10 protein-coding genes are annotated in these 12,700 nt (G+C 71.4%); 5 read left to right on the forward strand and 5 right to left on the reverse strand.

What is annotated here, in order from left to right; all coding sequences use genetic code 11:
* The 5 genes from ABD254_RS10395 to ABD254_RS10415 form a co-directional block, all read left to right on the forward strand.
* On the forward strand, positions 1 to 1,181 hold a 1,181-nt coding region (locus tag ABD254_RS10395), incomplete at its 5' end, for an ABC transporter substrate-binding protein (RefSeq protein WP_344248229.1).
* Between the two features lie 81 nt (positions 1,182 to 1,262).
* Positions 1,263 to 2,258, forward strand: a complete 996-nt coding sequence (locus ABD254_RS10400; RefSeq protein WP_344248231.1) for an ABC transporter permease — start codon at positions 1,263 to 1,265, stop codon at positions 2,256 to 2,258.
* The gene (locus tag ABD254_RS10405; RefSeq protein ID WP_344248233.1) at positions 2,258 to 3,166 is read left to right on the forward strand and encodes an ABC transporter permease; all 909 of its coding nucleotides are present in this window, start codon (positions 2,258 to 2,260) and stop codon (positions 3,164 to 3,166) included. The genes ABD254_RS10400 and ABD254_RS10405 overlap by 1 nt, the downstream gene beginning before the upstream one ends.
* Positions 3,166 to 5,166 carry an ABC transporter ATP-binding protein gene (locus tag ABD254_RS10410; RefSeq protein ID WP_344248235.1) on the forward strand — a complete coding sequence of 667 codons (2,001 nt, stop codon included), beginning with the start codon at positions 3,166 to 3,168 and terminating at the stop codon, positions 5,164 to 5,166. The genes ABD254_RS10405 and ABD254_RS10410 overlap by 1 nt, the downstream gene beginning before the upstream one ends.
* The gene (locus ABD254_RS10415) at positions 5,163 to 6,605 is read left to right on the forward strand and encodes a sulfatase family protein (RefSeq protein WP_344248237.1); all 1,443 of its coding nucleotides are present in this window, start codon (positions 5,163 to 5,165) and stop codon (positions 6,603 to 6,605) included. Before ABD254_RS10410 ends, ABD254_RS10415 begins: the two co-directional genes overlap by 4 nt.
* Before the next feature lie 66 nt (positions 6,606 to 6,671).
* Here the strand turns inward: ABD254_RS10415 and ABD254_RS10420 are convergent, their stop codons facing one another.
* The 5 genes from ABD254_RS10420 to ABD254_RS10440 form a co-directional block, all read right to left on the reverse strand.
* Positions 6,672 to 8,126, reverse strand: coding sequence for a glucose/sorbosone family PQQ-dependent dehydrogenase (locus ABD254_RS10420; RefSeq protein WP_344248239.1), 1,455 nt, complete (start codon positions 8,124 to 8,126; stop codon positions 6,672 to 6,674).
* 99 nt (positions 8,127 to 8,225) lie between these two features.
* Positions 8,226 to 9,416: a glycoside hydrolase family 1 protein gene (locus ABD254_RS10425; protein WP_344248241.1), complete on the reverse strand. Its 1,191-nt coding sequence runs from the start codon at positions 9,414 to 9,416 to the stop codon at positions 8,226 to 8,228.
* Positions 9,417 to 9,479: 63 nt separating this feature from the next.
* Positions 9,480 to 10,382, reverse strand: a complete 903-nt coding sequence (locus tag ABD254_RS10430; RefSeq protein WP_344248243.1) for a carbohydrate ABC transporter permease — start codon at positions 10,380 to 10,382, stop codon at positions 9,480 to 9,482.
* A 49-nt stretch (positions 10,383 to 10,431) separates the two neighbouring features.
* The gene (locus ABD254_RS10435; protein ID WP_344248246.1) at positions 10,432 to 11,385 is read right to left on the reverse strand and encodes a carbohydrate ABC transporter permease; all 954 of its coding nucleotides are present in this window, start codon (positions 11,383 to 11,385) and stop codon (positions 10,432 to 10,434) included.
* A gap of 3 nt (positions 11,386 to 11,388) precedes the next feature.
* Positions 11,389 to 12,675, reverse strand: a complete 1,287-nt coding sequence (locus ABD254_RS10440; RefSeq protein WP_344248248.1) for an extracellular solute-binding protein — start codon at positions 12,673 to 12,675, stop codon at positions 11,389 to 11,391.
* Positions 12,676 to 12,700 lie beyond the last annotated feature (25 nt).

Genomic DNA, 12,700 nt, shown 5'->3' on the forward strand with positions numbered 1-12,700 from the left:
ACGGGCCGGCGTACCCGATCGAGGACAAGATCCTCGAGACCACGATCGTGCCCGAGCACGTGTGGTCCACCGTCGAGGACCCGACGACGTACACGGCCGAGGACGCCGTCGGCACCGGCATGTTCACGGTGAAGTCGCTCAACCCGCAGGCGTTCGTCGTCGAGGCGAACCCGGACTACTGGCAGGCCGACAAGGTCAAGGTCGACGAGCTGCGCTTCAGCAAGGCCGGCGAGGGCCAGGTCGACCAGCTCCGCCTCGCCCGCGGCGAGTACGACCACAACTCGATGTTCATGCCGGACATCGAGGAGGCGTACGTCGCCAAGGACCCGGAGCACAACAAGTACTGGTTCGCCTCGGGCGCGCCCATCTCGCTGTACATGAACCTCACCGAGGCGCCGTTCGACGACGTCGAGTTCCGCCGGGCGATTGCCCAGGGCATGGACAAGGAGCGGCTCACGCAGGAGGCGGGCAACGGCTACGTCGAGCAGGCGAGCCAGACGCTGCTCGTGCTGCCGGGCCAGGAGGACTGGCTCGACCCGTCGATCCCCGACGACGGCGTCGTGCAGTACGACGCGGACGCCGCGGCCGACATGCTCACCGACGCGGGCTACGAGCTCGACGCGGACGGCAAGCGCCTCGGCAAGGACGGCAAGCCGCTGAAGCTCACCTTCACCACCCCGAACGGCTGGTCCGACTGGACCGCGGCCGCGGACTCGGTCAAGGCCGACTTCGCCACGCTCGGCATCACCGTCGACGTCGAGACGCCGGACTACCCCACGGTGGAGCAGAACCGGCTCACCGGGAACTTCGACATGGCGTTCGGCGTGCGCGGCGGCCTGTGCTCGATGTACCAGAGCTTCGCCGAGCCCCTCGACTCGGCCAACACGGCGCCGATCGGCGAGAAGGCCACGACCAACGAGGTCCGCTGGCAGGACGCGAAGACCGACGCGCTGATCGACCAGCTCGCGCTCGCCGAGACCCCCGAGGACCAGAAGCCGATCGTGCACGAGCTGCAGCAGATCATGATCGACCAGGTCCCGTTCGTCCCGCTCTGGTACGGCGGCAAGTGGTTCGAGTACAACACGCGCCACGCGACCGGCTGGCCGAGCGCCGACGACCCGTACGCGGGCTCGGACAACAACCGCCTGATCTACACGTCCCTGGTCCCCGCCGAGGACTGACGCCGACCGGCGGCGGCGCGCCCCGGTCGTCCGGCACGACGGACGGCCCGGGCGCGCCCCGCCCGACCGAGGTGGACCACCATGACCTACTTCGCACGGCGCATCGGATTCTTCGTCCTCACCCTGTGGGGCGCCGTCACCCTCAACTTCCTCATCCCCCGCATGTCCTCGGGCGACCCGGCCCAGGCGATCCTCGAGCAGGTCGCCGTGAAGGACGGGTACGTCGACCCCGCGCAGCTGGAGGCCGTCCGGGCCATGCTCGGCGTCAGCGACGCCTCGCTCTGGTCGCAGTACGTGGACTACCTGCAGAACCTGGCCGCCGGGAACTTCGGGGTCTCGTACACATACTTCCCGTACACGGTCACGGACGTGATCGGTGACGCGCTGCCGTGGACGATCGTCCTGCTCGGCACGACGCTCGTCCTGTCGTTCGTCATCGGGACGCTGCTCGGCGCCTGGGTCGCGTGGCGCCGCAACTCCGGCTTCGACGCGATCGTCACGGTGGGCTCGAGCTTCCTCGGCACGCTGCCGTTCTTCTGGCTGGCGCTGCTGCTGATCTACGTCTTCGCGATCACCCTCGGGTGGCTCCCGTCGTCGGGCGGCTACTCGGGCGCCGTCGAGCCGGGCCCGTCGCCGGAGTTCTTCGTCGACGCGTGGCAGCACTTCCTGCTGCCCGCCGCGGCGATCATGATCACCGGCCCCATCGGCTGGATGCTCGGGATGCGCAACAACATGGTGGCCTCGCTCGGCGAGGACTTCGCCCGGTTCGGGCGCGCGAAGGGCCTCTCGGCCCGCGTGCTGGCCCTCAACTACGGCGCGCGCGTGGCGATCCTGCCGAACATCACCGGCTTCGCGCTGGCGCTCGGCGGCCTGGTCGGCGGCACCGCGCTCGTGGAGCAGGTCTTCAACTACCCCGGGATGGGCCGCCTGCTGCTCGAGGCGGTCAGCAACAAGGACTTCCCGCTGATGCAGACGATCTTCCTGTTCTCCACCGTGGGCGTCCTCGTCGCGAACCTGGGCGCCGACCTGCTCTACGGCGTCCTCGACCCGCGGGCCCGACGGAAGGAGGCGGCATGATGACCGCCGCGACTCTCGACCCCACCACGCGGCCCGTGACTGTCACCCGGGCCCGCGCGCTGCGGGCGCCGCAGTGGTTCGTCATCCTCTGGCGCAACAAGAAGGCGCGCTTCGGGATGATCCTGCTCGCCGCCTTCGTGCTGATGGCCGCGCTCGCGCCCTGGCTGGCGCCCTACGACCCGCGGTACAGCGGGTTCGAGACCGGGCTCCCGCCGTCGGCGGAGCACTGGTTCGGCACCACCGGCCGCGGGTACGACGTCGCGTCCCAGGCGATCTGGGGTGCGCGGACGTCGCTGCTCGTGGGCCTGGTGGCCGGCACCGTGTCGACCGCCATCGCGCTGGCCATCGGCATGACCGCCGGCTACCTGGGCGGCCTCACGGACGAGGTGCTCTCGTTCCTCACCAACCTCGTGCTGGTGGTCCCGACGCTGCCCCTCATGGTCGTCCTGGCCGCGTACATGCCGGGCGGCGGTGGTGTGTGGATGGTCGTCCTCGTCATCGGCATCACCGGCTGGGCGGGCGCCGCGCGCAACAAGCGCGCGCAGATCCTCACCCTGCGCAACCGGGAGTACATCCAGGGCGCCCGCCAGGCGGGCGACGGGATCTTCCACATCATCTTCCGGGAGATCGCGCCCAACATGACGTCGCTCATCGTGGTCGGCTTCATCGCCGCGGTCGGCGGCGCGATCGGGGCCGAGGCCGGGCTGGCGTTCATCGGCATCGGCGACCCGGACACGATCTCCTGGGGCACGATGCTCTACTGGGCGAACTCCGACGGCGCGCTCCTGACCGGCGGCTTCGCCCGCCTGGTCGTGCCCGGCCTGCTCCTCGCCCTCCTGACCACGGCGCTGACCTTCATCAACTTCGGGGTCGACGCGCTGAGCAACCCGCACCTGAGGGAGCAGTGATGGCACTCGTCGAGGTCGAGAACCTGTCCGTCGACTACCGGTCCCGGGACCTACCGTCCGCCCGCGCCGTGCGGGACGTGTCGTTCAGCATCGCCGAGGGCGAGTTCGTCGGCCTGCTCGGCGAGTCCGGGTGCGGCAAGTCGACGCTGGGCAACGCGCTGCTGCGGCTGCTCGACAAGCCCGCGCACCACGCCGGCGGGTCGGTCCGGTTCGACGGCGAGGACCTGTACGCCATGTCGGACCGCGACGTGAACCGGCTGCGCTGGCGCGAGATCGCGACCGTGTTCCAGTCGTCCATGAACGCGCTCAACCCAGTGCTGCGCATCGAGAAGCAGTTCCAGGACACGATGGACGCGCACGGCTGGAGCACGGCGAACGACGGCGACCGCCGGGCGCGGATCCTCGAGGTCCTGGGCGACGTCGAGCTGGACGCCGAGCGGGTCATGCGGTCGTTCCCGCACGAGCTGTCGGGCGGCATGCGGCAGCGCGTGGTGCTCGCGCTCGCGCTGCTGCTGCGCCCGCGGTTCGTGCTGCTGGACGAGCCGACGACCGGCCTGGACGTGCTGGTGCAGCGGTCGATCGTGGAGCTGCTGCGCCGCATCCAGCGCGAGCAGGGCTTCACCGTCCTGTTCATCAGCCACGACCTGGGCACCGTCCTGGAGATCGCCGACCGCGTCATGGTCATGTACGCGGGCGAGATCGTGGAGAGCCGCCCGAGCGCGGAGCTCGCGACGAACCCGCTGCACCCGTACTCCCACGGCCTGCTCGGGTCGTTCGACGACCCGCGCTCCGCGGAGGTGTCCGTCGCCTACATCGCGGGCCGGCCGCCGGCCCTCACCGAGCCGCCGCCCGGGTGCCCGTTCGCACCCCGCTGCCCGTCGCGGATGTCCGCGTGCGACGACGTCGTGCCGGTGCTCGGTCCCGTGATCTCCCGTCGGTCGAGCCTGTCGAGACCCGGGTCGGAGTCGCGGCACGCGCAACCATCGGAGGTTTCGACAGGCTCAACCACCGGGGTGGTGCGCTGCCACCTGTTCACCGAGGTGGGAGCGGCCGAGCGCGCGGCGGGGGGCGAGCTCGTGCCGCCGCGCTTCGCGGAGGTGACGGCGTGGTCCGACGCCCGCGTCCACGACCCGGCCCGCGAGCCGCTGGTCGTCGTCGAGGACCTCGTCAAGACGTACGAGCGCCGACGCGGCCTGCGCAAGGAGACGGTCGAGGCCGTCCGCGGCGTGTCGTTCACGCTCGCCCCCGGCCAGGTCCGCGCCCTCGTCGGGCAGTCGGGGTCGGGCAAGTCGACGATCGCCAAGATCCTCACCCGCACGGAGCGGGCGACGTCCGGGACGCTGCTCGTCGACGGGACCGACCCGGGCACCCTGCGCCGGAAGGCGCTGCGCGCCTACCGCTCCCAGGTGCAGATGGTGTTCCAGGACCCGTTCGCGGCCCTCAACCCCACCAAGACGGTGGGCTACAGCCTCAGCCGGCCGCTGCGGAACTACCTGGGGCTGACCGGCGAGGCGCTGCGGGAGCGGATCCTGGAGCTGCTGGAGTCGGTCGGGCTGTCGCCGGCCGCGTCGTACGTCGACAAGCTGCCGCACCAGCTCTCGGGCGGGCAGCGGCAGCGGGTCGTGGTCGCGCGGGCGATGGCGCCGCGGCCGCGGCTCCTCATCGCCGACGAGCCGATCTCCATGCTGGACGTGTCGATCCGCGCGGAGATCCTCGAGCTGCTCGCGGACACCGTGCGCGACCAGGACGTGGCGATGCTCTACATCACCCACGACCTGCTCAGCGCGCGCCTGCTCGCCGACGACATCATGGTCATGCGCTCGGGCGAGATCGTCGAGCAGGGCCCCACCGTCGAGGTGGTCCGCCAGGCGCAGCACCCGTACACGCGGGCGCTGCTGGACGCCATCCCGAACCCGGTGCGCGGCGCCGCGCCCGTCCCGGCCGCCGTCGACCACGCCGTCGACCACGCCGTCGACCACGCAGGAGCCACGGCCTCATGAAGCGACCGAACATCGTCCTCGTGCTGACCGACGACCATGCGGCCCACGCGATCGGGGCGTACGGGTCGGTGGTCAACACGACGCCGCGGATCGACGCGATCGGGGAGTCCGGCGTCCGGCTGGACCGCTGCTACGTGACGAACTCGCTGTGCACCCCGAGCCGGGCGTCGATCCTCACGGGCACGTACTCGCACGTCAACGGCGTGACCACGCTGTCGACGCCGATCGACGCGAGCCAGCCGACGTTCGTCTCGCAGCTCCGCGACGCCGGCTACCGCACCGCGGTGGTGGGCAAGTGGCACATGGGGCACGGCGAGGGGCACGACCCGCAGGGCTTCGACTACTGGGACGTGCTCGACGACCAGGGGCAGTACTTCGACCCGACCTTCCTGTCGGAGCAGGGGCGCCGCGTCGTGCCCGGCTACGCGACCGACGTCATCACGGACCTGGCGCTCGCGTGGGCCGACGGGCTGGACGGCGACGAGCCGTGGTGCCTGCTGATCTGGCACAAGGCGCCGCACCGGTCGTGGGAACCGCACCCGCGGCACGCCGGCCTGTACTCCGACCCGATCCCCGTCCCGGAGACGTTCGACGACGACTACGCCACCCGGACGTCGTCGTCGCGGCGCGCGGCGATGCGGGTCGCGGACCACCTCACGGCCGCGGACCTCAAGGTCGACCCGCCCGAAGGGCTCTCCTACGACGAGCTGGCGCTGTGGAAGTACCAGCGGTACATGGAGGACTACCTGCGGTGCGTGGCGTCGGTGGACGACAACGTCGGCCGCGTCACGGACTGGCTGCGCGAGCGGGGCGAGCTCGACGACACCCTGCTGATGTACTCCTCGGACCAGGGGTTCTTCCTGGGCGACCACGGCTGGTTCGACAAGCGGTTCATGTACGAGGAGTCGATCCGGATGCCGTTCCTGCTCTCCTACCCGCGGGCGCTGCCGGCGGGCCGGGAGCACGACGGCATCGTGACGAACGTCGACCTGGCGCGCACGATCCTCGACGCGGCCGGCGTCGAGCCGCACCCGCGGATGCAGGGCCGGTCGTTCTGGGCGGACCTGGTGGACGCCGAGGCGGCGACGCCGCCGGCCGAGGGCTTCTACTACCGGTACTGGGAGCACCACGACGGGGTGCACCACGCCCCGGCGCACTACGGCTACCGGGACGAGGCGTACAAGATCCTCTACTTCTACAACGACGGCCTCGGGCTGCCGGGCACCGGCTGGCCGACGTTCGCCGGGGAGTGGGAGCTGTACGACCTGGAGCGCGACCCCGACGAGCTGCGCAACGTCGCCGACGACCCGGGGTACGCCGACGTCCGCGCCCGGCTCGAGGTCGCGCTGTGGAAAGCCCAGCAGGCCGTCGGCGACGAGCCCCACCCGGGCCAGCCCGTCCCGGCGGGCGTGCTGGAGGCGGCGACCTCCGGCCGTTGACGAACACGGGGTTCTGATCGCAATGAGCACTCATTGCGATCAGAACCCCGTGTTCGGCAGGCGGGGCTACCGCGCCGGCACCACGTCCAGCGCGACGAGCGAGCCGGGCTGCGTCAGCTCGGAGGTGGGGACGCCGTCGGCGTCGCGGACGAGACCCGAGGAGTCGGTGACGGCGTAGACCGTGCGACCGTCGGGGCTGACGGCGACGTCGCGGTAGCGGTCCTGGCCGCGCCAGACGCGCTCGCTCGCGACGACCTCGTCCTGGGCTCGGTTCAGCTGCAGGCGGTAGATCGAGCCGTCCTTGAGCGTGGGCACGAGCACCGACCGCTCCCAGCCGGGCACGCCGTGGCCCCGGATCGGGTCATAGGACTCGACGCTCGACGGCGCGACCGTCGGCCAGCAGATGTACGACAGCGCGCCGCACGCCGGGTCGAGGAAGTCATGGCCCTCCTCGACCGTCCCGAACGTGAGGGCGGGCTCGGTGAACGGCTCCGCGAAGCCCGACTCCGGGTACGCGGGCACGGCCTCGGGGACGTCGTAGTCGGAGAACGGGGTGTCGCCGAGCTCTGCCGGGTCCGCCTCCGCCCACGGCCGGTAGGCGTAGGCGGCGTCGTCCTGGTATCCGGCCACCCGCGGCCAGCCGTAGTTGGCGCCGGCGGCGAGCACGTTGACCTCGTCGTCCGTCTTCGGGCCGTGCTCCGACGACAGCAGGGCGCCCTTCGCCGTGAACTCGAGGCCCTGCGGGTTGCGGTGCCCGTAGGTGTAGACGTGCGACCGCACGCCGTCGAGCACGGGGTTGTCGGCCGGGACGCTGCCGTCGGTCTCGAGCCGCAGGGTCTTGCCCTGGTACACCTCGTACCAGTCCCCGGCGGCGACCTCGGCGGCGGTGGGCAGGCGCTGCGCCCAGTTCGGGTTGAGGTACGCGGCGAACTGGTTGGCGCCCTGGTCGCCCAGCGAGACGTAGAGCTTCCCGTCGGGGCCGAGCTGCAGCTTGGCCGCCTGGTGGTCGGTGCCGCCGGGCAGGCCCTCGATGACGGTCTCGGGGTGCACGAGGGTGCGCGCGTGGCGGTCGTACGCGTACCGGACGACCCGCGTGCGGAGCGTCTCGCCGGTGACCCGGTCGGCCTCCTGCGAGTCGTAGGTGTACGACACGTAGGCGGACCCGAACCCGCGCGTCACGAGGGACGGCTCGAGGGCCAGCCCGAGCACGCCGGCCTGGCCGCGGTACGTCGCGTCGTCGAGGGTGGCCAGGATGCGCTTCGCACCGGTCGACGGGTTCACCGCGACGACGTCCAGCCCGGACTTCTCGGTCATCCACAGCTCGCCGCGGGGCCCCCACTCCAGCGCGTAGGGGTTCGCGAGGCCCGTGGCGACGACGTCGGGCGAGCCGAGCGTGAAGGACGGGCGGTCGCGGTCGCCGGACGTCGCGGCGGATGCCGCCGGGCTGACCCCGGCGGCCACGACCGCCGCCACGACGGCGACCGCCGCGGCGCGGCGGCAGGTGCTGGGATGCGCATTCATGCGGGCTCCTCGGAGAGTGGTCGAAGGACACTCGCAAAGTACGCAAAGCCGCCAGTCGGGGCAATAGCGGTCGGTCGCCCGCTCGCCCTCCCGGCGGTGTCAGGCGGCCGGGAGCGTGCCGGTCCGCGCGACCTCGCCGAGCCAGCCCAGGCTCGGCTTGGGCGTGCGCCGGAAGGTGGTGCGGTCGACCGCGACCAGGCCGAACGTCGGCCGGAAGCCGCTCATCCACTCGTAGTTGTCGAGCAGCGACCAGTGCAGGTACCCGTCGACGCGGCACCCGTTCCCGATGGCGCGGGCCATCGCCTCGAGCGCCCCCCGCGTGTAGTCGATGCGCCGGGAGTCGTCCTCGGTCGCCATCCCGTTCTCCGTGACGATCATCGGCACGCCGCCCGTGATGCGGTGCGAGTACTCCAGGGCCTCGCCCAGCGCCTGCGGGTAGTACTCCCAGCCGGTGAGCGTCCGCTCCACGTCGTCGCCGAACGGCACCGGCTCGCCGTCGGGGCCGATGATCGTGCGCAGGTAGGACTGCACGCCGACGAAGTCGTCGTCGCGGGACACCTCGAGGAAGAAGTCCTCGCGCGGGTAGGCGTACGCGTCCCGGGCGGCCTCGGCGCCCGGGGCCGGCTGGAAGACCTGGTTGGCGATCGACCAGCCCGCCCGGACGGGCCCGAGCCCGCGGAGCACCTCGACGGCGCGCCGGTGGGCCTGGGCCTGCACGTCGGACGCCTGTTGGTCCGGAGCCGCCAGCCCCGCCGCGTCGAGGTTCGTGCGCCGGCTCGCGCCGAGCATCATCGACGTGATGTTGGGCTCGTTGATGGTGACCACGTGCCGGACGTCGTCGAGGATCGTCGTGACGGTCTCGACGTACCGCAGGTAGGTGTCGACGGCGTCGTCGGCGAGCCAGCCGCCCCGCTCGGCGAACCAGCGCGGCAGCGTGAAGTGCAGCAGCGTGACCATCGGCGCGACGCCGGCCTCGAGGCAGGTGTCGATCATGCGCCGGTAGTGCGCGAGCTGCGCCCGGGAGACCTCGCCCTCGGCAGGCTCGATGCGCGCCCACTCGACGGAGAACCGGTAGGAGCTCAGCCCGGCGTCGGCGAGCAGCCGCACGTCCTCGGGGTAGCGGTGGTAGCTGTCGAGGGCGTCGCCCGAGCTCTCGGCGCAGAGCGACCCGGGGACGTGCTCCTTGGCCCACCAGTCGCTGTTGACGTTGCCGCCCTCGATCTGGTGGGCGGCGGTGGAGGCGCCCCAGAGGAATCCGGGGGCGACGGGCAGGGTGAGCGGATCGGGCACGGGGGAGACTCCTTGCGGACGGTGCGTCGGGCGGGGGCGTGCCGGCGCGGTGCCGGCGCGGCGCTACTTCAGCCCGGTGGTGGAGATGCCCTGCACGATGTGGCGCTGCAGGAACAGGAAGACGACGAGGATGGGCAGCACGATGACGGTGGCGCCCGCGACCAGCAGGCCGTACTGCACCGTGTTCTGCCCGGTGGAGTACAGGGCGAGCGCCACGGGCAGCGTGTACATGTCGGCCGACTGCACGGCCACGAGCGGCCACAGGAAGTTGTTCCACGACCCGAGGAACGTCAGGATGCCGAGCGTCGCGAGCGCGGGCTTGGCCTGCGGCAGCACGATCCGGAAGAAGGTCCGGAACTCGCCCGCCCCGTCGACGCGGGCGGCGTCGAGCAGCTCGTCGGGGATGTCGAGCATGAACTGCCGCATGAGGAACACGCCGAACGGGGCCGCGAGGAAGGGCAGGATCAGCGCCGCGTAGGTGTTGATGAGGTCCAGGTTGGCCACCAGCACGAACAGGGGCACGAACGTGACCATGCCCGGCACCATGAGCGTGCCCATGACCAGGGCGAACAGCGCCCGCCGGCCGGGGAAGTCGATCTTCGCGAGCGCGTAGCCGACCATCGCGCTGAACAGCACCGACCCGACCGTCACCGCGAGCGCCACGACGACGGAGTTGAGGAAGAACCGGGGGAAGTTCAGCGAGTCGAACAGCGCGGTGTAGTTCGACAGCGTCACCTCCTGGGGGATCAGCGTCGGCGGGAACTGGCGGATCTCGCCCTCGGGCTTCACCGAGGACACGACCATCCACAGCAGCGGGCCGAGCGAGGCGGCGAGCCCGAGGAGCAGCGCGACGTTGAGCACGATCGCGCGCGGCGTGAGGCGCCGCCGGCGGTCCGCGCGCGCCTCGCCCCCGGGAGGTGCGGTGCTCGGGGCGGCGCCGGCCGCCGGGAGGGACGTCGTCGTCATGGGTGCTCCTTTCGCTGCTGGGCCGGGGCGGGCGTCGTCGTGCGCGCCATCAGCTCTTGGGCCGCAGCAGGCGGAACTGGAGGAAGGACAGGATCACGATGGCGACGAACAGCACGTAGCTCATCGCGGCGGACAGGCCGTAGTTGCCGAAGCCGAACTGGTTGAAGATCTCGTAGGCCACCGAGTTCGTGGCGCCGAGCGGCCCGCCCTGCGTCATGACGAACGGCTCCTCGAAGAACTGCAGGTAGCCGATGCCGGTGATGACCGCGCAGAACAGCAGGGTCGGGCGGAGCAGCGGCACGGTGATCGAGCGGAAGGTGCGCACGGCGCCGGCGCCGTCGAGGGACGACGCCTCGTAGAGGTCGCGTGGGATCCCCTGCAGGCCCGCGAGGAGGATGACCATCGAGTACCCCACGTTGCGCCACGTCGCCATGACGATCAGGGACGGCATGGCCCACGCCGGGTCGGTGAGCCAGCGGGGGCCGTCGATGCCGAGCACGCCCAGCGCGGAGTTCACGAGGCCGAAGTCGGGCTGCAGCAGGAACCGCCACACCACGGCCACGGCGACGATCGACGTCACCACCGGCGCGTAGAAGCCGACCCGGAACACGGAGCGGAACCACGTCAGGCCAGAGTTGAGCAGCGTCGCCAGCAGGAGGGCGATCGCCAGCGTCAGCGGCATCGCGACGCCCACGAAGTACAGGGTGTTGCCGGCCGCCTGCAGGAACTTGGGGTCGGTGAGCGCCGCGGCGAAGTTGTCCAGCCCCACGAAGTTCACGGCGAACGGGGTCTTGAGGTCGGCGCCGCGCATGTCGGTGAACGCCATGTAGAGCGACGACACCACCGGCACGAGCATGAACACGGCGAACAGCACCGTGAAGGGGAGCGCGAAGCCCCACGCGGCGAGGCCCCTGCGACGGCGCCGGGTACCCGCCGGACCGCGGCCCTGCCGGGTGGCAGGGCCGCGGCCGGTGGCCGCGTCGGACTCGACGGAGACGGTCATGGCTCAGCGCAGCCCGGTGCCGATCGAGGTGGCCGCGTCCTGCATCTGCTGCGACGCGTCCTCGGGGCTGAGGTCGCCCGAGATCACCTGCTCCAGGACGAGGTCGAACTCGTGCCCGATCTCGGCCCAGGTCGGGATCGCGGGGGTCGACTTCGCCGTCTCGAGCGCCGGGCCGTACACCTCGAGGGACGGGTCGTCGGCGAGCAGCGGGTCGTCCCACGACGCCTGGACGGCCGGGAGGGCGCTGGAGATCTCGAACCAGTCGACCTGGGTCGCCGGGTCGGTCGCGAACTGGATGAACTTCCACGCGGCTTCGGGGTTCTCGGCGTCCGCGAGGACGGCGAGGTTGGAGCCGCCGATGAACGAGGCGGACCTCTCGTCGGCGGGCAGCGGGGTGACGTCGAACTTGTCGGCGAAGTCGTCGCCCGCGGTGGCGAGCAGGTTCGCCCGGTCCCAGGGGCCCGAGACGTACGATCCGAGCTCGCCGTTGATGAAGTTCTGCAGCTTCTCGTCCTCGACGAGCACCTGCGGCGCGAGGCCCTCGGCCATGAACGAGGAGTAGAAGTCGAGCGCCTTGACCTGCGCGTCGTTCGCGAGCGTGAACTCCGTGCCCTCGTCGTTCATGATCTCCCCGCCGGCCTGCCAGTAGAACGGGAAGTACATGAGGTTGGTCGAGTCGCCGCGGGTCTGCAGCGCGATGCCGTAGTCGGCCCCGGCGTCCTGCATCCCGGCGGCGAACGTCTTGAGGTCGTCCCAGGCCTTCGGCTCCTCGACGCCAGCCTTCTCGGCCAGGTCGGTGCGGTAGTAGAGCACGCGGGTCTCGACGTACCAGGGGACGGCGTAGGAGGTGCCGTCGACCTCGGTCGTCTCCCACGCACCGGGGAAGAACGCTCCGGAGTCGATGTTCTCGGGCGTCGGGGCGAGCCCGCCGAGCTCCACGAAGCCGGACATGAGCGTCGTGCCGACCTGCACGACGTCGGGGACCTCGCCCGTGGCGATCGCCGTGGTGATCTTCTCGACGGAGGACTCCCACGGCACGGGGGTGACCTCGACGGTGACGTCGGGGTTGTCGGCCTCGAACTGCTCGGCGAGCTCGGGGAGCCGCTCGCCCTCGACGCCCATGGCCCAGATCTCGACGGTGCCGGTCGCGGGCCCTTCCGAGACGGCGCTGCCGGCGTCCGTGCCGGTCGTGCCGCCGCCTTCGTCGCTGCGCCCGCACGCGGTGAGCGTCAGGGCCAGCGCGAGCGTCGACGCGGTCGCCACGACGGCGAGGCGGGGGGTCTTGTTCACGATCACTCCTTTGTCGATCGGTCCG

Source organism: Isoptericola hypogeus (genome assembly GCF_039531145.1).
GTDB lineage: Bacteria > Actinomycetota > Actinomycetes > Actinomycetales > Cellulomonadaceae > Isoptericola > Isoptericola hypogeus.

Coding starts and splice junctions, on each gene's coding strand:
- ABD254_RS10400 (WP_344248231.1), top strand. CDS start 1,263: ATGACCTACTTCGCACGGCGCATCGGATTCTTCGTCCTCACCCTGTGG.
- ABD254_RS10405 (WP_344248233.1), top strand. CDS start 2,258: ATGACCGCCGCGACTCTCGACCCCACCACGCGGCCCGTGACTGTCACC.
- ABD254_RS10410 (WP_344248235.1), top strand. CDS start 3,166: ATGGCACTCGTCGAGGTCGAGAACCTGTCCGTCGACTACCGGTCCCGG.
- ABD254_RS10415 (WP_344248237.1), top strand. CDS start 5,163: ATGAAGCGACCGAACATCGTCCTCGTGCTGACCGACGACCATGCGGCC.
- ABD254_RS10420 (WP_344248239.1), bottom strand. CDS start 8,126: ATGAATGCGCATCCCAGCACCTGCCGCCGCGCCGCGGCGGTCGCCGTC.
- ABD254_RS10430 (WP_344248243.1), bottom strand. CDS start 10,382: ATGACGACGACGTCCCTCCCGGCGGCCGGCGCCGCCCCGAGCACCGCA.
- ABD254_RS10435 (WP_344248246.1), bottom strand. CDS start 11,385: ATGACCGTCTCCGTCGAGTCCGACGCGGCCACCGGCCGCGGCCCTGCC.